Annotated in this window: 16 protein-coding genes and 1 other RNA gene; 4 read left to right on the forward strand and 13 right to left on the reverse strand. The window is 36.9% G+C overall.

The features are described 5' to 3' along the window. The first annotated feature begins 61 nt into the window (after positions 1–61). Together glyA and ACY2RS_RS12260 are read left to right on the forward strand one after the other, a co-directional pair. Positions 62–1,336, forward strand: a complete 1,275-nt coding sequence (glyA, locus tag ACY2RS_RS12255; protein WP_490098951.1) for a serine hydroxymethyltransferase — start codon at positions 62–64, stop codon at positions 1,334–1,336. Positions 1,337–1,466: 130 nt separating this feature from the next. Beyond that, a complete protein-coding gene (locus tag ACY2RS_RS12260) occupies positions 1,467–1,979 on the forward strand; it encodes a GNAT family N-acetyltransferase (RefSeq protein WP_490098952.1) in 513 nt (170 codons plus the stop codon). Here ACY2RS_RS12260 and ACY2RS_RS12265 read toward each other — a convergent pair whose 3' ends face one another. The 4 genes from ACY2RS_RS12265 to ACY2RS_RS12280 all read right to left on the reverse strand — a co-directional run bounded on the left by ACY2RS_RS12265 (position 1,980) and on the right by ACY2RS_RS12280 (position 7,550). Then, positions 1,980–3,452, reverse strand: a complete 1,473-nt coding sequence (locus tag ACY2RS_RS12265) for a T9SS type A sorting domain-containing protein (protein ID WP_490098953.1) — start codon at positions 3,450–3,452, stop codon at positions 1,980–1,982. 206 nt (positions 3,453–3,658) lie between these two features. Then, positions 3,659–5,191, reverse strand: a complete 1,533-nt coding sequence (locus tag ACY2RS_RS12270) for a hypothetical protein (protein ID WP_490098954.1) — start codon at positions 5,189–5,191, stop codon at positions 3,659–3,661. 144 nt (positions 5,192–5,335) lie between these two features. After that, positions 5,336–5,983 (reverse strand): carboxypeptidase-like regulatory domain-containing protein, encoded by a 648-nt coding sequence (locus tag ACY2RS_RS12275; protein ID WP_490098955.1) that lies wholly within the window; start codon positions 5,981–5,983, stop codon positions 5,336–5,338. Between the two features lie 511 nt (positions 5,984–6,494). Next, complete coding sequence (locus ACY2RS_RS12280; RefSeq protein WP_490098956.1) at positions 6,495–7,550, reverse strand: glutaminyl-peptide cyclotransferase; 1,056 nt, start codon at positions 7,548–7,550, stop codon at positions 6,495–6,497. A gap of 123 nt (positions 7,551–7,673) precedes the next feature. On the opposite strand from ACY2RS_RS12280, the gene ffs reads away from it, so the two are divergent. Continuing rightward, an RNA gene (ffs, locus tag ACY2RS_RS12285) (signal recognition particle sRNA small type) lies at positions 7,674–7,772 on the forward strand. 79 nt (positions 7,773–7,851) lie between these two features. Here ffs and ACY2RS_RS12290 read toward each other — a convergent pair. The 9 genes from ACY2RS_RS12290 to ACY2RS_RS12330 form a co-directional block, all read right to left on the reverse strand. Beyond that, positions 7,852–8,457: a superoxide dismutase family protein gene (locus tag ACY2RS_RS12290; protein ID WP_490098957.1), complete on the reverse strand. Its 606-nt coding sequence runs from the start codon at positions 8,455–8,457 to the stop codon at positions 7,852–7,854. A gap of 76 nt (positions 8,458–8,533) precedes the next feature. Then, complete coding sequence (locus tag ACY2RS_RS12295; RefSeq protein ID WP_490098958.1) at positions 8,534–9,277, reverse strand: LVIVD repeat-containing protein; 744 nt, start codon at positions 9,275–9,277, stop codon at positions 8,534–8,536. Between the two features lie 4 nt (positions 9,278–9,281). Beyond that, a complete protein-coding gene (locus ACY2RS_RS12300) occupies positions 9,282–9,794 on the reverse strand; it encodes a hypothetical protein (protein WP_490098959.1) in 513 nt (170 codons plus the stop codon). Positions 9,795–10,208: 414 nt separating this feature from the next. Continuing rightward, complete coding sequence (locus ACY2RS_RS12305; RefSeq protein WP_490098960.1) at positions 10,209–10,694, reverse strand: YdeI/OmpD-associated family protein; 486 nt, start codon at positions 10,692–10,694, stop codon at positions 10,209–10,211. Position 10,695: 1 nt separating this feature from the next. Next, the gene (locus ACY2RS_RS12310; protein ID WP_490098961.1) at positions 10,696–11,913 is read right to left on the reverse strand and encodes a bifunctional alpha/beta hydrolase/OsmC family protein; all 1,218 of its coding nucleotides are present in this window, start codon (positions 11,911–11,913) and stop codon (positions 10,696–10,698) included. A gap of 185 nt (positions 11,914–12,098) precedes the next feature. After that, positions 12,099–12,779, reverse strand: coding sequence for a DUF2490 domain-containing protein (locus ACY2RS_RS12315; RefSeq protein ID WP_490098962.1), 681 nt, complete (start codon positions 12,777–12,779; stop codon positions 12,099–12,101). A 167-nt stretch (positions 12,780–12,946) separates the two neighbouring features. Continuing rightward, a complete protein-coding gene (locus tag ACY2RS_RS12320) occupies positions 12,947–14,893 on the reverse strand; it encodes a S9 family peptidase (protein WP_490098963.1) in 1,947 nt (648 codons plus the stop codon). Positions 14,894–14,917: 24 nt separating this feature from the next. Beyond that, positions 14,918–18,136, reverse strand: coding sequence for a WD40/YVTN/BNR-like repeat-containing protein (locus tag ACY2RS_RS12325; RefSeq protein WP_490098964.1), 3,219 nt, complete (start codon positions 18,134–18,136; stop codon positions 14,918–14,920). Between the two features lie 193 nt (positions 18,137–18,329). Next, entirely contained in the window at positions 18,330–19,733 is a 1,404-nt protein-coding gene (locus ACY2RS_RS12330) for a hypothetical protein (RefSeq protein WP_490098965.1), read from the reverse strand. 169 nt (positions 19,734–19,902) lie between these two features. On the opposite strand from ACY2RS_RS12330, the gene ACY2RS_RS12335 reads away from it, so the two are divergent. After that, a complete protein-coding gene (locus tag ACY2RS_RS12335; protein WP_490098966.1) occupies positions 19,903–21,066 on the forward strand; it encodes a vWA domain-containing protein in 1,164 nt (387 codons plus the stop codon). Positions 21,067–21,161 lie beyond the last annotated feature (95 nt).

Consider the following 21,161-nt stretch of genomic DNA (forward strand, 5'->3'; position numbering starts at 1 on the left):
AATTTTAAAATTTCAGAAGCCATTAATAAACGATTAAAATTCTAGCATTATAAAAGAACACATGGAAAGAGACGAACAAATATTTGAGTTAATTCAAGCAGAACACGAGCGCCAAGTTGATGGCCTAGAGCTAATCGCTTCAGAAAATTTTGTAAGCCAACAAGTAATGGATGCAGCAGGTTCTGTACTTACCAATAAATATGCTGAGGGATATCCCGGAAAACGCTATTATGGAGGTTGCGAAATTGTAGATGAGGTAGAGCAAATTGCCATTGATAGAGCTAAAGCTTTGTTTGGTGCCGAATACGCAAACGTACAACCACATAGTGGGTCACAGGCAAATACCGCTGTATTTCATGCTTGTTTGAAACCAGGAGATACATTCTTGGGTTTTGATTTGGCACATGGAGGTCACTTAACACATGGGAGTCCTGTAAACTTTAGTGGGAGACTGTACAATCCTGTTTTTTATGGTGTAGAAGAAGCAACAGGAATGCTAGATTACGATAAAATTGAAGCCATTGCCATCAAAGAGCAACCCAAAATGATTATCGCTGGAGCTTCTGCCTATTCTCGTGAAATAGATTATAAGCGTTTTAGAGAAATTGCAGACAAAGTAGGCGCTATTTTATTAGCAGATATTGCACACCCAGCTGGACTCATAGCTAAGGGTATTATTGCAGATCCAGTACCACATTGTCATGTAATTACAACGACTACACACAAAACGTTACGTGGGCCTCGTGGAGGTATGATTTTAATGGGCAAAGATTTTGAAAACCCATTTGGAATTACACTAAAAAGCGGAAAAAAACGAATGATGTCTTCTTTATTAGACAGTGGTATATTCCCTGGAAATCAAGGCGGACCTCTAGAGCATATTATTGCTGCTAAAGCGATTGCTTTTGGAGAAGCATTGACTGATGAGTTCTTGCATTACATGATTCAAGTAAAAAAGAACGCAGCTGTCATGGCCGAAGCTTTCGTTCAAAAAGGATATAAGATTATTAGTGGTGGCACAGACAACCACATGATGTTAATCGATTTACGTAACAAAAACATCACTGGAAAAGAAGCCGAAGCTGCGCTTGGAAAAGCAGATATTACTGTAAATAAAAACATGGTACCATTTGATGATAAGTCGCCGTTTGTAACCAGCGGAATTAGAATTGGTACCGCAGCTATTACCACACGCGGACTTAAAGACGACGACATGCAGCAGATTGTAGATTTTATTGATGCTGCGATTACAAATCACGAAAACGAAGACAAATTAGATGAAATCGCTATTATGGTTAACGGCATGATGAGCGACAGACCTTTGTTTGTAGCCTAATAGTATTATAAAAAGTTTTTGGAATGTCTGTTCGAGCGCAGTCGAGAACTACTTTTTGCCAGTATCAATGAAGGTTTCGACTGCGCTCAACCAGACAAATGTTATAACTATTTTTTAATACCTGCTTCCAATGAACTACCTCCTAGAAACCCAGCGTCTAAAACTTAGAGAGATTAGTCCAGAGGATGCTCCTTTTATTCTAGAGTTAATGAATACCGATGGGTGGATTTCATATATTGGAGATCGAAATATCAAGACTCTTGAGGCTGCAAAGGCATATATTATCAATACCTACATGCCTTTTTACCCAAATTATGGGTTTGGGCCTTATGTTCTAGAATTAAAGGATACCCAAGAAATTATTGGTGTGAGCGGACTCTATAAACGTGATGGCCTTCCTATTCCAGATATTGGATTTGCCTTGTTGCCTGCATATTATAAAAAAGGATATTCTTTTGAAGCGGCCCAAGCGGTATTGAACTATGCAAAAAACGACTTGCAATTAGAAGTGATTGGTGGTATTACAGCACCAGAAAATCTTCCTTCTATTGGTTTATTAGAAAAATTAGGCCTTTCACAAAAAGGAACCTATACAGATGAATCTAGTACTAAAGAAATCTTGTATTTCGAAATAACCTTCTAATTAGTTTTTGATCACTCTTTTAAAGTACCTGCCTTTTTCAGTTTCAATATGAATTAGGTAGATCCCATTTGGAATATTAGAAATATCAATTTGTGTGGTGTTATTTGCTTCCAAAATCACTTGACCAATCGTGTTAAGAAGGGTTATGCTGGGATTCTCTATCCCTTTTATGTGCACGAAATCAGTTGTTGGATTTGGGTATAAAACAACGTTCTCATTGTTGTTTTCTGAAATATTAAGAATCTCTTGCACATTAAATACCTGTGTTAATTGATCCCAACTACGAATGTCGTTTTCTATATATAAGGTGATTTCATAATCTCCTTCTGCAGCATATTCATGGGATGGATTTTGCTCTGTGCTTGTGTTGCCATCCCCGAAATCCCATAACCATGAAAGTGCGCCTACACTTTCATCTTCAAAATCTAAGGTAAAAGAAGTTTCATTAACTGCAGTGAAATTAGCGGTTGGTTTGTGTTGTTTCCACAAAAAAGAATAGGATCTATTTAAAATAATATCCCAAAATTCATTAGGTTCTCCAGGCCAATTTCCATTGTTTGTTCCGTGAAACTCGTGCGGTGCATCTGGTTCAAAATAGGTTTCATTTTCAATATTGAAAGCTTCTAGAGCTGGTGCTATTAAACCACTTCCTTCCACTTGAGGGAATTGGTTAAAGCCAAATGGGTGATCCATTAAAAATGGTACCGTTTCATCTCCTGTTCCGTGCACCAATAGGGCAGGAGTGGTATCTTGATTGGTAATCAGTTCAGTGTTTTGTAATGCTCCCCATAAGCCAATAATAGCATCTGGCTGTCCGTTTTGTTCTAAGTGCAAACCAACATCTACAGGTCCCATGTCTGGTGCTTCATGGAAAAATGGAAAAATGATATCGGTGTATTCACTAAACTGCGTTTCTATGGGGCGTTCTTCAGGTTCATTCATGTAGGCAGTATGCAAGGCTATAAATGATCCTGCGCTGCTTCCAGCCATGTAGATTTTTGTTGGATCAATACCATAGGTTACTGCATTGGCTCTTAAATAGCGTACTGCACTTCTTGCATCTTGAATGCCTCTGTACACAGCACGAATTCCATGTAGCGTAACATCTTCTAGGATATAAAAACTTTTTCTATAGTCTATGGTAGCAGTTACATATCCTTTTCTGGCTAAAGAATCACAAAAGGCAACCATATCATCATGGTTTCTGTTTCCGTTTATAAATCCGCCACTATGGGCAAAAATAATAGCAGGTCTAAGCGTTAGATCATCTCCTTCAGGTTGGTAAATATCCATTACCAAATCTGCTTCTGTGGTATTTGATTCGTTATTGTATGGAAAGTTTATAAAAGGCGCAGTTCCGTAAACAATATTTTCAGTTTTGGTACTTGCTTCAAATTGTGTTTCTGTATATCTGTAGTCTTGGGCAAAACCATAGCTTACAGAGATTAATAGTAGGAGTAGTAATTGTTTCATGGGGTATTATTTGTTAGCACTAAAGATACAGTTTTATAACAGATGTGTAATGTACTAACATTTCCGAAGCGCTTATTAGCAAAAGCAAATCAAAAACTATAATTCTGTTCGAACATTTTAGAAGCTTCTGAGTGGGAACAATAATTAACTAAGAGTAACTTCAGGTTTCGACTGCGCTCAACCAGACAAAAAATAACGTCTCTTTTCTATCCTTCTGGAGGAAATGCAGAACTCTCATAGGCGCCTGCGTCTGGTGGAGTAGCCCTTGAAGTTCCATTTAGATCTACCGGAACTAAAGCGCCTGTAGCTGGATCTCCAATGCCTATGGCACCCGAGGTATTTTGTTCTATGTTAAAATTGTTTTGATTAGAATCTTGAAATACAGGATCTATATTTACTATCACACTGCTATTAAAATTGTACAATGGGTTTCCGTCAAAAGTATTGTTGGTATCGTTAAAGCGAAGCAATGTATTGTTGATGGCAATATTAAAAGGCGTCGTTTCATCAACAGGAATTAATCCAATTTCGATGTTTTCATTTCCGTAGATAATACAATTGTTAAAGTTTGCTTGTTCTAAGGGAAATGTAAAAGTGCCATCTTCTGTGGTAATTCCATTATCAATTTGAACGGCAGGGAAGGTCCTAAAACTATTAGACCAGTAGTTTACAAAAGAACAATGATTAAAGGTGTAGCTACCTCCTAGAGAAAGCGCCAAACTTGCTTGACCACTATTATTAATCACCACATTTTCTCCATAAACATCTCCAGTTCTTGCTAATAAACCAATATTAGCTGAGTTATAAATTTGGGTATTTCGTAACGTAAGTGTTCTATCGCCATCATTACTATCCATAAGGAGACCTACCGAGGCATTTTTGATGGTGGTGTGGTTAAATTCGTTGTTGGTGCTTCCAGCAGTACACCAAATTGTACCCCATTGTCCAGGAGTATTAGCAAAAGAAGGTTCAAGTCGATCTCCTTCAAAAATAATTTCTCCTTCAAGTGCTAACGGGTCAGCACTTGGTGTTCCATTGGCTTTTATAGAAGCTGTATTAGCAACCAAAATACCACTGCTTTTATGGAAGTGCACTCTGGCACCAGGATCTATTATTAATTCTTCTCCAGGCGGAACAGCAGCATAGCCATAAATGACATACGGTTTTTCGTTGGTGAAATTAAGTTCTGTATTGTCTAGAAAGAATCCTTCAATTTCAATTGCATCTTCACCACTCCCCAAAGTAAGGGTTTCGAACATGCCATTTCCTAAGTCTTCTGGAAATAGGAATACGGCATCTTTTACCAAGGTAATTAACTCAACATTTTGCTGATTTCCTGCAGTATCGAATTGTATTTGGTCTTCGTATAAAAATTCTAATCCACCGCCTGGGAGATTATCGATATCCAATGTGGTTTCAACAAATACAAAAATACTATCGTTCGCTAGAATGTTGATGTCGTTAAACGTTTTACCAGGTAGCCCATCTACATTAAGTCTATATAAAGAGCTTTCACCTTGTCCTAATCTAATGGTAGGAATGGTAATATCATCATCACTGCGGTTGTACACTTTTAGATTATAGGTGCTAGAACCAATATTGGTAAAAACAGTATCTAAAAAAACAGTGTCTCTGGAGAATTCTAAGTTACCCGTATTTGGTACTGTTTCAAAATCATTGCGGCAAGAACTCCATAAAATGATAGAGCAAAATAGTACAAGCCCGTATACATACTTCATAAAAGAAAATTTTTGATAAAAATATAACTTTTTATTGGGTGTAATATTGTAAAAAAGCAAAGATTTGATCCTAAGACCAAATCTTTACAAAACTACGCAACCTGTGATCCCTCCTTCATCACATTTTTATTTTACCTATTTTTTTTATTCTTTTCTTCTCGCTTCTCGCTCTTGTTTTTTTTCGGCTCTTTTTTCGGCACGTTTCCTTTTTTGATACGCTTTTGTTTGAGCGGTTGCAAAAGCTCTCATTTGCCTTTCTTGGTCTAGGGCAAGATCTTTTCTAAAAGAAACATTAGAAAAAGGTTTCATAGATACCGCAGAACAATTCATAGGTTTTTCTTCCTTTTCTTTTTTTAGTTCACTAACCCAAATGGTTGGGAGTATGGTTTCACTTTCAGTAAGTACGACATCTGCATTCGTAATTGATGGATGTGTAGAGCGTTCAATTTCTGTATATCCAATATAACTGAAGACTAAGGTGTCACCTACATTTGTTTTAATCGTATACTGACCGTCAATACCACTTTGTGTACCATTGTGGGTACCTTTAATGATGATGTTTGCTTTGGCTAATGGTAAACCAGCATTATTTGTTACGGTGCCAGAAATCATTTGTGGTTGAATGCTATTCCCTTTTTTGTTGCTGGTTTGTGAAATTCCTTGAACAGAAATTAGCATTAGTATCAATAAAAATAGAAAAGTAACAGATTGTTTTCTTTTTTGAATAGCAGCCTTTTTTTGTTCATCTGCTAGGTTTGTCTTTGTCGCTAGAATGTGTCGTTGTGTTTTCATCTTTTATGGTTTTAAAGTGTTACCTCAAAGATGGAATAGAATAGTGTGTTAAAAAATGAAGATTGAGTGAATAGCTATTTTGACTGAGGGAAGCGTGTTGAATGATGAATGATGAATGACGAATTTCGAATGCAGAATTAGTTAATTTGAAAATTATAAATAATCAAGATTTCATCATTTTGCCTAAAGCCTAAAGCCTAAAGTTTATGAGTGTATGAGTTTATGTGTTGATGAGTTTTTTAAGTTAAAAGTCAAAATATAAAAGTATTTGGATTAGACTACGTCTATATTACATGCTCCACATTCTAAATGTTGTTTTGGAGTTTAGATATTGAGGAGTTGAAGGGTTTGAAATATACCTTTTAATCTCATCATCTGTAATCGGTCATCTGTCATCGGTCACCTTTCATCAAACAAAAGTTTTAAAGTCTATGCGTTTAAGAGTGTATGTGTAGTTAAAATTTTTAAAATTCTACTCACTACTCACTACTCACTACTCACTACTCGCCAGCTATTTCTTCTCAAAAATTTCAATCTTGAACAGTTTGTCCCAGTTTTTTCCTGTTACATATAAGATGTTGGGTTCTCCTTTGTAGGCAATTCCATTTAATACATCTAATTTGTTGTGCTGTGTTACTTTCTCTTTGAGTCCTTTTAAGTTGATGACTCCTTGTACAGCTCCATTTTTGGGGTTTACAATAGCAATGGCCTCCTTTTGATAGATGTTTGCGTAGATGCTGCCCTCAATCCATTCTAATTCGTTTACTGCTTTTATTTTACTTTTATTGGTGTACATTTCTATGTACGTTTCTTCGGCTTGGGTTTGTGCGTTTAGGGTCCAAATTTTTTCGGTACCATCACTCTTATATAATTTTGAACCGTCATTACAAAGACCCCAACCTTCTTTACTTTGGTTATATGCAAAGTTGTTTTCTTTTTTTAGTGTTTTTAAATCATATACAAAGCCAGTGTTTTCTCTCCAAGTGAGTTGAAAGATTTTGTTATCAAGTATCGTAAGACCTTCCCCAAAATATTGATCTTCCAGCGGTTTGTTCTCTATAACTTCTCCAGTTTTATAGTTTGTTTTTCTGAGTGTAGAGGTACCGTACTGTCCAGTACTTTCATACAAATCTTCTCCTACAAATTCTAGTCCTTGGGTATAAGCAGCCATGTCGTGAGGAAATACCTCTAGAATTTTATAATCATATACTTTGGGTTGAATAGCAGAAAGTACGGTTATAGTTTCTGAAATTTTATACTCACTACCCTCGCTTTGTATCGTAGCTGTAATTTCTTTACGGCCTAGGGTTTTATCTGAAAAATCTAATTGCATATTTTGCGTTTGATTTCCTGAGATTTCTTTGCCATTAACCGCATAAGAAACACCATCAATAGCATTTCCTTTGATGCTTTTTACAGAAAATGATACCGGTTCTGAAGCCGAAATTGCTTTTTTATTACCGTCAATCGCAATAGAAAATAGCGTTCTGGGATTTTGATTTTTATCTCCACAACTCGCGAGTAAAATTCCTAATAGTAAGACAATAAATAGGTTAGTGTTTTTCATAGCAAGGGTTTCATGTTTTAAAATTTCAGAAGTAATCCTACAACGAAATTTTAGGCAAGATATTTATTATAAATGATTCTTAAAAATTGTTTGCAAAATTACAAAATGGCGTATATTTGCAGCTGGCAAGTCCTACACAACCAGCTCCTGTGGAATCCCCCAGGGCGGGAACGCAGCAAGGGTAAATGGTCGTAGCGGTGTGATGTAGGTAGCTTGCCTTTTTTTGTGCCTTTTATTTAAAACTTTACATAAAAAAACGCTTTACAAATTTGTAAAGCGTTTTTTGTTTTTTAATGAAGTCTTATTCAATGATACCACCACAACTTACTCTAGCTCCAGCAGCTCCTGAAGGTTGAGAAGTAAAATCATCTATACCTTGGTGAACAATAATGGCTTTTCCTACAATGTTTTTTGTTTTATCATCACAACCAATACACCATTCATCTGTTTGCATGCTTATACTACCAGTGCCATCTTCGTTTACTTTAAAGTTTCCAATATCGCCTTTGTGATATCCTTTTGAGCTCCCCCATTTTCCGTGTTCTTTGAAAGTAGGATTCCAATGTCCTCCAGACGATTTTCCATCTGCAGAAGAACAATCTGCCTTCTCATGTATATGAATGGCATGCATTCCAGGTGTGAGTCCAACCAAAAAAGCTTCGAACGTAACCATGTTTCCTACTTGTTTGAAATATATTTTACCAGACGCCTTGGTATCACTTTTTGGTTCTAGTTTAAATTTTATTTCTTTTTGGATGTTTTCTGTTCTAAGTCCTTTATTTGCGTCTAATACATTAACAACCTTTTCTTCAGCTTCTTCTGTTTCTTTAACTTCTTTGACTTCATTTTTGCAACTTGTAAAAATGAGTGCTACTGCTATTAATGGGAGTAAGAAATATTTATTCATGATGTTTTTTTTGATTAGTTACTTTGGTAGGTAAGATACAACGTATCCTAAAGGAACACAAAAAAATATCACACTTTTAAAAGTCAATGCTGCTTAATGCCGATATGTTTTCAATGTTTGTTGGATCAAGACTATATTGGTACAAGCCGTTTTCTCCAATAGCAATTAAGAGATCACCTCGAATAATTACATCAAAAGCAAGTCTATCTATACTGTGAACCAAAGTTGTATTTGTTGGATCACTAATATTAAATATTTTAACCTCGTCATCACATACAAAAAGGTAATCATCATATAAACCCATTCCTTTAGGGAAGGTAAGTTCTCTTACATTTAATAATACTGGATTGGTGATTTCTGAAATATCATACACCTCTAATTGGTTGATGGTGGTACCACAGCCTAGATCGGACCATAAAGTAACAAAAGCGGTGTCTTCATTAGCAATTACAGGATCACAGGCTGTAAAGTGTTGTACATCTGAAACATATTCGGGGAACTCTGGATTTTCGACACTGTAAATAAACATGCCGTTTTGTGAGCCTATATATAGATAATTCTTTAGGCTAAATATAGTTTCGATATCAAAACTAATATCTACGGTGTTTACAAGTACTGGGTTTTGCGTATCTGCGAGGCTAAATACATTCAATCCAAATTGATCTATGGTATAGAGGTAATTATTTCTAAGGGCAAAAGCTGCTAAAGAGCCTCCTTGTCCATCGCCACCAAAATTATCTGCAGTTACACTATCGTTGCTTCCTGCTTCGCAACCCACTATTAAAAGTATTGCTGCAATAAGTATATACATCTTTTTCATGTTATTAGGATTTAAGTTGCCATCCAATTACGATTTCATTTTCTGAAATATTCTCGGCTGGAAAACCATCTGGTGACATCAATTCAGGGAAAACATCTTCAATTCTTTTTACTACGGTTGCAGTATTGGTATCGGGGTCTATGGTTACAGCTATTAAGTCAACTGCTTGATTGATATAGAAAACACCATCTTTAATAGCAATGTCTGTTGCCCCAGGAACATTCAAAAATTTTGAAGCAATAGGATTTGCAGGATTGCTATTGTCAAACAAATGAAACCCTTCTCTTTTTTCATTGACAAATAAAAATGTTTCGATCACATAAATTTTACCTGATGTTATAATAGGCTTATTGTTTTGAAGGATGACGCTTTGTTCAAACGCTTCTCTAGTGAGCACAATAGGTTCGTAGTCTGAAGTAGGGATAAATGGCTCATCATCTGGGCAGCCAGAAAAGCAACAACTTTGTAGCACAAAGAAAGCTGCCATTAGTAGCATGCCAATGGTTTTGTTTTTCATATAGTTTTTTTAGTATAACAAGTTAACTCGCGAAATACCACTTTAGTATGGTTTTGAAGTTTAGGTGTTTATAAGTTTATGAGTTAAGAAGTTTAGAAATATATTTATCATCCGTCACTAAACAAAAGTTTAAAAGTTTATGAGTTTAAGTGTTGATGGGAAACTTGTCAAAAGTCTAAAGTTAACATGTAAGATATAAAAGTAAAAACGCAAACGTTAGAAAATAGTGGTATGAATCCTTCCGTCCATGTTCTATGCTCCATGTTCCTTGTTTAGTTGTTTATAAGTTTAAGTGTTGAGTAGTTTAGAAATATTATCACCCGTCATCGATCACCTGTCACCAAACTAAAGTTGATAAGTTTATGTGTTTATGAGTTTAGATGTATATGAGATTTTATAAATTTTGTTAATTGTCTAAAGCACCTTAATAACCTCCTTCAAATCTGTAATGCCTCTTTTCAGATTTTCTGAAATAGTAAGGGCTTTGTCTACTCTAGTTTGTACGTTTTTAATGCGAATGATAAAATAGATAAGGGAGCGTTTTTTACCATCAGATAAAGCTTCAAAGCGTTCAAAGGCTTCTGGGTCACTTTCTAAAACAGCTGCAAATTCTTCGGGCATTTCGACGCCGTATTTAGTGGTGTCTTCAAATAATTGAAGCGTAAAAAAGTCTTGAGATGTTACGCCTAATTCTTTTTGGTAGCGCTTCCCAAAGCTTATAATGAATTGTTCTTTAACATAATGCAATTTTCCATGAAAGGAAATTTCCGAAGCATTAAAAGAAGCTTTGATGGCCACGCGTTGTTGCTTTGCTGTTCTAAAAGGGAATCCGATAGCATCTGGTATTAAAAGGCTATGGGTTCCAGTAATGGAAACTTCAAACGGTGGTGATTGCAACATGCTACACGAGCTTTGAAATTACTTGTACTTCGTTATGTAGCGTTTTATGTACAGGACATTTATCTGCAATTTGTAAGAGTCTAGCCAACTGCTTGTCATCGAAGTCACCTGTGATTTTAATTTCTTTATGGAAGGTATCTATCTTATTACCATCGCTTTCTTCGCAGGCTTCACAGTCTATCGCATGTGTTTTTGAGTAGCTGGTATGTACTTGAACATTTTCTAAAACCCATCCTTTTCGTTTCGCATACATTTGCAGTGTCATAGCAGTACAGGCTGATAAACTTCCAGCTAATAATTCGTATGGAGTAGGACCATAGTCGTTGCCTCCTACGCGTATGGGTTCGTCTGCTTTCATGTAGTGCGTTCCTAGTTTCATGAGCGTGGTAAATCCATCTTCATGGTCTAAACTTGCAACAACTTGATGGGTAGTATTAATTGTCTCGGGAATTGGAACTTCAATGTAACGTGCCGCCCAGCCTGCAATTACTTTGCCTACATAGGCTGCATTTTTTTTGTCTATGAGTAAATGCTCACTACCATCCAATGTCACAAAACTTTTAGGATGTCTTGCTGCGTGGTAAATTTCTTCTGCATTTTTAATAGATACTGTGGCATCTTGTGGTGAGTGCATAATAAGCAATGCTTTGTCACGTAATTTTCCTGCCGCAGATTCACAAGATTGTTGCTCTAAGTCATCAAAAAACTGTTGTTTAAATACAAAGTCACGTCCTGCTAGTGTTACATTGGCTTCTCCTTGTGCTTCTATAAGGGCAGCCTGAGATCCAAATTGTTTTTTTACATGCACTGGGTTGCTAGGAGCACCAATGGTTGCTAGCGCTTGTACACTTTCAATTTCTGCTGCGGCAAAGATGGCTGCTGCACCTCCTAAAGAATGTCCTACGAGTAGGGAAGGAGCTTTATACTCTCGTTCCAAAAAAGCGGCGGCATGTACTAAATCATCTACATTACTAGAAAAGTTCGTGTCGGAAAAATCGCCATCGCTATCTCCCAATCCAGTGAAATCAAAACGCAATACCCCAAACCCTTCGCTTGCTAAGGCTTTACTAACATTTCGTACCGCACTAAAATCTTTGGTACAGGTAAAACAATGCGCAAAAATGGCAAAGTTATGTGGTTCTTGTTCTAGCGGTAAATCGAGTCGTCCCGACAAGGTTACTCCTGCTGCGTTGGTGAATGTAATTTTTGATGATTTCATTTGTGATAGTTTAGTTAAACCTTAGAGGACATCCCCCTAGCCCCCTTCAAAGGGGGAATATTTTAAGAATTTAAAGTCTCCCTTTGAAGGGAGATTTAGAGGGATGTTTTAGCGAACTTTATAATCTTTCATCTATAAATACATTTACTTATTGTTCAGTTAAAAAGAAACAAGCGGTCTATCCTCTATTTCTCTTTCCTAAAGTCGAGTTTATACCACACTCCTAACTGAAAACGATCAAAATTACTACCTGTAAAGTGGTTCTTTAAATACCCTAATTGTGTGCTGATGTTTTTGTTTATGTTGTAACCTACTGCTGCATACAAACGATTCTGACTAAAAATTGGCTCCTGTAAGTTAATGAAAATTTCGTCATAAGCAGACACAAACCACTTCTCTGTTATAGGGTAGGTAAGTCTAAGTAAATAGCGCATTCTGTATTGGGTGTCAGATCCATTAGGGCTATCAATAAAGCGTTGTTCAAAACGATAGCGGTGTGTCGACTTAAATTTCCACAAAGTATTTTTAATGGTGAACTGCCCATACAATCTATGTTCAAGAGTGTTCTCTTCACCAACGGGTTCTTCAAAATTAGTATCTGTGGCAATATATCCATATCCTAGGGTAGCAGAAGCTTTGTCGGTAATATGCCAGTTTACTCCAGTACGCAAAAGCAATTGATTAAAATTTGAACCAAATTCATAGGTTCGATATTGCACTTCTGGACTCATACTAATGCGCTCCGAAAGTCTCACATTTCCGAAGAACATCCCCCAAGAACCAAACTCGTCTTGACCGTCTTCTTGCGCGTTTGTGAATTGTATGCTTATTAATAGTATAAGTAGGAGTAGGATGTTTTTTTTCATGTGTTGTTTTCAATGTTTAATGAAAGAAGAATAATTGTATTTAAAAGCTAAATTAGATGTCTGTACGAGCGCAGTCGAGAACTACAAGTCTTGATTGTTAATGAAGGTTTCGACTGCGCTCAACCAGACAAAAATATTTGGTGGCTTTTAAATTAACGTTGTATTTGTTAATGTGTATCTATTTTTATGGGTTCTTGTTTATCACCGTCGTTAAATACTTCGGTATTTCCTTTTAGGTATTTGTCTAAAAATAACTTTACTTTTCCATAAGCTTCAATTTGGTTTTCTTTTTTTACAAAACCATGTCCTTCATCTTCAAATAAAACATACTCTACCGGAACTCCGTTTTTACGAACACCTGCTACAATTTCGTCACTTTCAACCTGTAATACTCTTGGGTCTTGAGCACCTTGCAAAACCATAAGAGGTTTGGTTACATTTTGGGTATGGAATAAAGGTGATTGTTGTTTCAAGCGAATGCTATCTGCTGTATTTGGATCTCCCATTTCTTCATACAAAGCATCTTTAAAAGAGGCCCACCATGGTGGGATACTTTTTAAGGTTCTCATCCAATTGGTAACGCCAAAGATATTGACACCCACATTAAATTCTTCTGGGGCATATGTCAATGCAGCCATGGTCATGTAACCTCCATACGATCCTCCAATAATTCCAATTTTATCTGGATTTATGACTTCTTGCTGTGCTAACCAATCTTTACCAGCAATACAATCTTTTAAATCTTTGTCACCGTGGTTTTGGTCATCCATCTTGTAGAAGGTTTTCCCGTACCCGCTACTTCCTCTATTGTTTACCGCCAGAATCGCATAGCCTTGATTCACCAGATATTGAATGGTAGAACTATAACTTTGTCTTGATTGTCCGCCTGGGCCACCATGTACCCAAACTAAAGCTGGTACTTTATTGTCTACAGAAGCCTGTTTAGGTTGGTAATAAATAGCGGGAATTTCTACACCATCAAAAGAATTGTAACGAATCACAGTTGCTTCCACTAAATCTTCACCTTTAATTTCTGGATTTAAAACATCTGTAAGCTGATGGTATTCTTTGGTCTCCATATTATATGAATAACTATTGGTAGGTCTTCCAGAACCTCCAACGCGAAGCATAGCCATGGTTTCATCATTTGTGAAACGTGCACTGCTAATTTGTTGCCCTTCAATCTCAGGGAAATCAATGGTCTTTCCAGAGGCTACATCGGTCACTTTCATTACTGTTTTTGCATCTTCGTTGGTAAACATGACATTGTAGGTTCCGTTTCTAGTAAAATAATAACTTGAAATGTCCCAGTCGTTATTGGTCACACGTTCACTTTTTCCTGTGGCAATATCATATCGCGCAACATAGGCAAACTCGCTACCTTCATCTGTAGAGTAATACAAAGATGTTCCATCTGGAGAAAAGTCTAAAGAGCCATATCCTCCTTGTTGTTTGTTGATTTGGGTTTTCTTTCCTGTGGCTACTTCTACTAGGTATAAGTTAGAGTCACTCGTGGTAATGGCCTCTAATAAAGTAACGTATTTCTCATCCTCACTCATATCTCCAAAGCTCATATTGGGCTCGAGTTTGTAAATGAGTTTCTTGCTAAAATCTTCAATAGACATTTTATATTGATCCATAAATTGAGGATCACGCTCGTTAGTTGAAATGTAAAAACTTTTACCGTCTTTGGTCCAACCTCCAAAACCTGCGCGTACATTTTCTCCGGGTGTTAGGGAAGTAATGTTGTCTCCATCTTTTACATAAAGCTTGTAGATTTCATCTCCATTTCCATCAGAGGTATACAAAATTCTATCGTCATCTGGAAAGAAAGAGATCCCATAAATAGAAGTACTATCACTTGCTGTGATGGGCGTTAATTCGCCACCAGTTGCAGGAACTGTGTATAAATTATTAATACCCGAACGATTGCTCGTAATAAGTACTTTAGATTTATCTGCAGAGAAGCCATTGGCACTTGCACTTTCATTTTCAATAAATTGCTCAATGGTATAATCACCTACTTCAACAGGTGTATTGGCATATTCTTTTTTGTCGTTTTTGCATCCCAGCAAGAGCATTGCCGAAATACCAAAAATTAGATACTGTTTCATAATATTGGTGTTAGTTGTTGCTACTTAATTCATAATGAACGTCTTTGTTTCTCTAAACAATTTAGTGGTTACTGCATTCATTTCTTCTTGATACGCAGTCCAGTCTTTGTTAAAAAACGCATTGGTTTTTTGTAGTGCTTCCTGAAGTTCGTCTTTAGCTTGTTGTAATAAGATATCTTCGGTTTGCGTCATCCCGTTTGGTCTGCTACCGCCGTACCAGTTTGCAGTACCAATTCTATTCATTACGGTAACCTCTGGATTTCTAGTAATTCCTTGGCGTTTGTCTTCTTTGCCTATGTATAAGGCGATGAGTTCTTCTATAGCTTCGGAAATTTTAGCACTCGATTTGATAGCATCTTTATGCATCTTTTTGTCTTCCTCTTTTAGTTTTTTACTGAAATCTGAAGCCGTGTTTTTACTTTCTACCAATTGCTTTACCGCGTCTGCAGCTAACTGCGTCATTTCTTGTAGCTTTTTGGAAGTAGCATAGCCTTCGTCAATGGCTTTTTGAGAGATATTTAGTCTTGGGTCACTTGCAACTGTAATCATAGTTTCTGTAGTGACGCCATCATTAGAAAGTACTACTTTATAAGTGCCTGGTTTTACCGATGTTCCACCTGGCTCATTTTTTCTTTTTCTAATGGTACGCGAAGGTCTATCTCCTCCAGCTTCATTCATATACCAAGTCCATTTGTAAATTCCCGAACTATCTGGCACCTTTTTTTTCAGACTTCTAATCAATCTGTCGCCATCATAAATGGTCATGTAAATAGAATCTTTTGATGGCTTTAAAATTTCAGAAGCACTATCATTTTCTTCATCCTCGTCTTCTTTTTTGTCTTCCTTTTCCTCTTTCTTAGTGTCGTTTGTTTTTTGTGGTGCTTTGAACCAATAACTAATATGTGCTCCGTACGCTCTGTTCTCACCATTGTAAATTGCATCGGCTCCAAACCTGCTTCCAGTAGGTTGTTGGTAGGATGCTTGATATGCGGTTGGTGGCGAAAAGACTTTTAACTTTTCTTGAAGTAATCTTTTGTCTTTGGCGATAGCGCGTAACGGACTAATATCGTCCAATACCCATGCAGCGCGTCCAAAAGTACCAATCACCAAATCGTTTTCACGTTCTTGAATTACTAAATCTTTTACAGAAACTGTAGGGAAACCATGTGTCCATTTGGTCCAGGTAAATCCTGCGTTGGTAGAGTAGTAGAGACCGTCGTCTGTTCCTAAAAACAGAAGGTTCTTTTCTTGAGTGTCTTCTACAATACAAAGAGCGTAACTCTCTGTGTCTTTTTCGTTTACAATTCTACTCCAAGAGCGTCCGTAATCTGTGGTACGATACGCATAAGGTTTGTAGTCAAAACGTCTGTAATTATTGGCTACCAACAATGCTTCTCCTTTGGTTTTGTTGCTGGCTTTAATTTGTGTGATCCAGCTTCCTTCTGGCAATCCAGAAAGTCTAGAGATTTCATCCCAGGTTTGTCCGCCGTTTTTACTGACATGCACACGACCGTCATCTGTACCAACATAGAGTACATCTTTTTCTACTGGTGAAGGTTCTATCACCAAAATAGTGGTGTGGTTCTCTGCTCCTGTAGCATCCATGGTTAATCCGCCGCTTTCTCCTTGTTTTTGTTTGGATGGATCATTGGTAGTAAGATCTGGAGAAATGATGTTCCATGTCAAACCTTTGTCGGTTGATTTGTGTACAAACTGGCTCCCAAAATAAATCGTGCTATTATCAAACGGATCAATGTTAATAGCACTGTTCCAGTTAAAACGTAGTTTCATGTCTGGATCTGGATGTGTTGGTTTTACTGTATAATTGTTTCCCGTAATGTGATCGTAGCGACTCACAAATCCTTGTTGGCTCATACTCCAACCATAACGGCTGTCGTCTCTATCGGGTACTACATCAAATCCATCACCAAAACTAATTTCTTGCCAATAGCTGTTGCGAATGCCTTGATCTTTCCAAACGTAGGCTGGACCTCTCCAGCTACCATTGTCTTGCATACCACCATATACGTTGTATGGAAATTCGTTATCTACATTAATGTGGTAGAACTGTGCTACAGGTAAGTTCCCAATAAAGCGCCACGTTTTTCCGCCATCACGGGTAATGTTCATACCGCCATCATTACCATCAATCATAAAATTTCCGTTGGTAGGATGAATCCACCAAGCATGATGATCTGGGTGTACGCCATTATCAACACCATAAGCTGGCATTAACTGACTAAAGTTTTTACCGCCATCTTCGCTTACATTTACGTAGGTAAATACAGAGTATACTCTATTCTCGTTTTGTGGATCTACAAAAATATCACTGTAGTAAAAAGGTCTGTTTCCAATATCACGTTTATCGTTTGTTTTTTTCCATGTAAAACCACCATCAAAACTTTTGTAGAGCGCATTTTTTTTAGCTTCAACCAATGCGTACACTATGTTTGGTTTGTTTGGAGCAATGGCTAGTCCAATACGTCCTAACTCTCCTTTAGGGAGTCCGTCTTTATCGGTCCGTTCTTCCCAAGTTTTTCCACCATCGTGTGTGATAAAAATTCCAGAACCTTCGCCACCCGATTTAAAAAACCAAGGATCACGTTTGTGTTCCCACATGGCTACTACTAATTTGTTTGGGTTTGTGGGGTCCATTACCATATCTGCCACTCCCGTTTTTCTGTTTTGAAATAAGATGCGTTCCCATGTTTCACCACCATTGGTGGTTTTATACACTCCGCGCTCTTCATGAATTCCCCAAGGAGAACCAATAGCGCCTACATACACCACATCTGGATTGGTTGGATCAATAATTATTTTGTGGATATGGCGTGTGTTTTCGAGTCCCATAGCAATCCAGTTTCTACCGCCATCCAAAGATTTGTAAACACCATAACCACCATTTAAACTATTACGCGGATTTCCTTCTCCAGTTCCTACCCAAATCACCGATGGATTAGATTGCTGTATTGCCACCGCACCAATAGATGCTGTTTTTTCATTGTCAAAAATGGGTTCCCAAGTAATCCCGCCGCTAATCGATTTCCACAATCCGCCAGATGCAGTTCCAACATACATCACATCGGGGTTTGATGTAACCACATCGATAGATGTAACACGTCCAGACATTCCGCCTGGGCCAATGTTTCTCGGTTGCATATCTTGTAAAAGGTCGGTTGTGAGTTCTTGTGCTGTTAGCGTTGTAGCGATGCAAAGTAGCATCAAGAGTAGTGTTTTTTTCATGGTAGTTTTTTGGTCAAAAAATAAACCTTAAATATAAGTGTCCTAAATGGCAAAGTAAGATTGAGATTCTTAAAAAAGCCTTAAAGTTTACACACTAAAAAAAACCTATCAAATTCTGGACTTTCACAGAATTTAATAGGTCTTAAAATGTTGCTACTTTACCAAGTAACGAGAATTATATTTGATAATATTTTTATTGAGGTCTAAAAACTTCACCATTATTTATAATTAATCCTGGGTATTCATTAGATGTCCCATAATCCCATACTGGACTCCAATTTTCATAAATACCTGTGTTGTTAGTAGGATTTTGTAGTTGTTGTGTAGTTAAACCTACACTATTACCTTGATTAAATACAGTTCCGGTAGTTTGTGTATCATAATAACTATCAATTACGTCTGGATTAGGTGTAAAATAGCCACCAACTAAAACCGAATCACTATTTTGGTTTGTTAAATTTTTACCTGTAGTGTAACAGTATTTTACTGTACCCTCAGCTATAGTTCCTCCAGCCTCATCTATTAAACCTACAATTGTTCCTGCAATAGAATTGTTTACGTTAGTATTTGGTCCTGGCTGCACGATACCTGAAAAATAACAATTAGAAATAGCATCCTCTCCTTCAAATCTACCAACAATACCCCCAGCACCTCTGCCACTTATAGTTCCTGTTGCAAAACAAACAGAAACACCTTGCGTTGTGATGAAATTCATATTTCCGTATTCTCGGTCTTGTATTTTACCAACGATACCTCCGGCGACGGCATTAGTTCCTGTACTAGTAATATCTCCAGTTGAATAAGAACTGGAAATACGTCCAGCACTAGTGCCTATTATTCCACCTATAGGATTTTCGTTAGTAGAGATTACGTCACATGTTGTATAACAGCCTGTTACGAATGGATTTATATTTGGGTCTACGGCTGGCGGTGCAGGTAACATTTGCCCTCCAATTCCTCCATTTCCTCTTACTATTCCTCCCGTTACATTGCAATTTTGAATTAAAATATTATCACCAAATGAAGTTTCAAACAGCGCACCACTTTCTGTATCTGTAATATTAACATTCACTAAGCTAATATTTATTAGCGCTACAAATTCACCTAGATATTCAAATAGACCTCCTCCAAATAGGTTGGTTATCTTGAAGTTATTACCATCAAATGTTGAGATGAAAAGGTCATTGTCTTCATCTGGTCCTCCAATGCTTGGCCACCCACTATTTGTAGTAAAAGCGGTATTAACAATTCCGCTTTTATAACTTATAGGGTCATTAAAATCTAGATCACGCATGAGTTCGTAGCCTCCGTAATTACCTGGGGTGTTTGAATTGTTAACATCATTAATTGTTGGAAAAGCTTCTAAAAATTGTTGCTCATTTATAGAATTATCTACAAGTCCATCACCATTCAAATCAAATCGTATTGCATTGAGCTGCTCAATAAAATTAACATCAATTAAACCATTAAAGTTTGCGTCTACTAAATTATTTTCTGGTGGTTCATTTCCAATTACAGCACCTTCATCCTCATTTGAACAAGAAATTAATAAGAGTGTTATAAGTAGAATAAAAAATACGTTTTTATAATTTTTCATCATTAAATAGCTTTAAATTAATTACTCAGGCAATTTCTTTATTTTTTTATTAATGAGAAATACCTACTAGTGGGTATTTTTTTAGATGAATGAAAAGTATTTGCATTTCTAACTTTTGTTTAACAATAGTCTTAGAAATTTTAATTTTTTTAGCCGTAATTTTAGGGGTATGAAAAAGGCTTCTGAAGATCTAACATTTCCGAACAAAAAATCTGGATTTATATTTACCAAGCATACCCCAAAAGAACAATCCATATTCGATCGTTTGTTTGAGGTGTTTCAAGAATTGATTACCCATACTTCTGGCGATTTTGATGAAGCGATTGATTGGTTACGACAATTGGATCAAGAATATGAGTTGACTACAGACGACTATACCATCGACGATTTTATACAAGAACTAAAAGACCGCGGATTTATACGAGAGGAGTTTCGTCAGGATGGAACTGGAGGAAAAGGAGATGGTGATGGCAAACTTTCTATAACAGAAAAGTTAGAACGTTCGCTTCGGAAACGTGCTTTGGAGCAAATCTTCGGAAAGATTAAAAGATCGGGACAAGGGAACCATAAAACCAAATATGTGGGGAGTGGCGATGAGCAATCGGGTGATTTTCGGAACTACCAATTTGGCGATGCCATGGACCAGATTTCTATGACCGAAAGTATCAAAAATGCTCAAATTAATAATGGTATAGGAGATTTCCGCTTGACGGAAAATGACCTTGTGGTAGAAGAGTCCATGTACAAATCTCAAATGAGTACAGTGTTAATGATCGATATTAGTCACTCTATGATTTTATATGGTGAAGATAGAATTACTCCCGCTAAAAAAGTGGCGATGGCATTAAGCGAATTAATCACCACGCGCTACCCAAAAGATACCTTAGATATATTGGTCTTTGGAAACGATGCTTGGCCTATTAAAATTAAAGATTTACCTTATTTAAACGTAGGGCCTTATCATACTAACACAGTGGCGGGCTTGCAATTGGCAATGGACATGCTTCGACGTAAGAGAAATACCAATAAACAAATTTTTATGATTACCGATGGGAAACCAAGTTGCTTGAGACTTCCCGATGGACGTTATTATAAAAACAGCAATGGTCTGGATGAGTATATTGTAAACAAATGTTACATGATGGCTGCGCAAGCAAGAAAATTGCACATTCCTATCACCACCTTTATGATTGCAAGTGATCCCTACTTACAACAGTTTGTAGATCACTTTACAGAAGCCAATCAAGGAAAAGCGTTTTACACAGGATTACAAGGACTCGGAGAAATGATTTTTACAGATTATGAGAATAATAGAAAACGGAAGTTACGATAATTAAGATTTGTTGAAATTTAATTGAATTCCCCCTTTGAAGGGGGCTAGGGGGATGTTTATCATAATATTCCTTTACATTAACTAGATACTTGAGA

Source organism: Patiriisocius sp. 208BN25-11 (assembly GCF_058147145.1).

Coding starts and splice junctions, on each gene's coding strand:
- ACY2RS_RS12280 (WP_490098956.1), bottom strand. CDS start 7,550: ATGAAAAACACTAACCTATTTATTGTCTTACTATTAGGAATTTTACTC.
- ACY2RS_RS12265 (WP_490098953.1), bottom strand. CDS start 3,452: ATGAAACAATTACTACTCCTACTATTAATCTCTGTAAGCTATGGTTTT.
- ACY2RS_RS12305 (WP_490098960.1), bottom strand. CDS start 10,694: ATGTTGCAATCACCACCGTTTGAAGTTTCCATTACTGGAACCCATAGC.
- ACY2RS_RS12315 (WP_490098962.1), bottom strand. CDS start 12,779: ATGAAAAAAAACATCCTACTCCTACTTATACTATTAATAAGCATACAA.
- ACY2RS_RS12260 (WP_490098952.1), top strand. CDS start 1,467: ATGAACTACCTCCTAGAAACCCAGCGTCTAAAACTTAGAGAGATTAGT.
- ACY2RS_RS12325 (WP_490098964.1), bottom strand. CDS start 18,136: ATGAAAAAAACACTACTCTTGATGCTACTTTGCATCGCTACAACGCTA.
- ACY2RS_RS12335 (WP_490098966.1), top strand. CDS start 19,903: ATGAAAAAGGCTTCTGAAGATCTAACATTTCCGAACAAAAAATCTGGA.
- ACY2RS_RS12300 (WP_490098959.1), bottom strand. CDS start 9,794: ATGAAAAACAAAACCATTGGCATGCTACTAATGGCAGCTTTCTTTGTG.
- ACY2RS_RS12320 (WP_490098963.1), bottom strand. CDS start 14,893: ATGAAACAGTATCTAATTTTTGGTATTTCGGCAATGCTCTTGCTGGGA.
- ACY2RS_RS12275 (WP_490098955.1), bottom strand. CDS start 5,983: ATGAAAACACAACGACACATTCTAGCGACAAAGACAAACCTAGCAGAT.
- glyA (WP_490098951.1), top strand. CDS start 62: ATGGAAAGAGACGAACAAATATTTGAGTTAATTCAAGCAGAACACGAG.
- ACY2RS_RS12295 (WP_490098958.1), bottom strand. CDS start 9,277: ATGAAAAAGATGTATATACTTATTGCAGCAATACTTTTAATAGTGGGT.
- ACY2RS_RS12270 (WP_490098954.1), bottom strand. CDS start 5,191: ATGAAGTATGTATACGGGCTTGTACTATTTTGCTCTATCATTTTATGG.
- ACY2RS_RS12310 (WP_490098961.1), bottom strand. CDS start 11,913: ATGAAATCATCAAAAATTACATTCACCAACGCAGCAGGAGTAACCTTG.
- ACY2RS_RS12290 (WP_490098957.1), bottom strand. CDS start 8,457: ATGAATAAATATTTCTTACTCCCATTAATAGCAGTAGCACTCATTTTT.
- ACY2RS_RS12330 (WP_490098965.1), bottom strand. CDS start 19,733: ATGAAAAATTATAAAAACGTATTTTTTATTCTACTTATAACACTCTTA.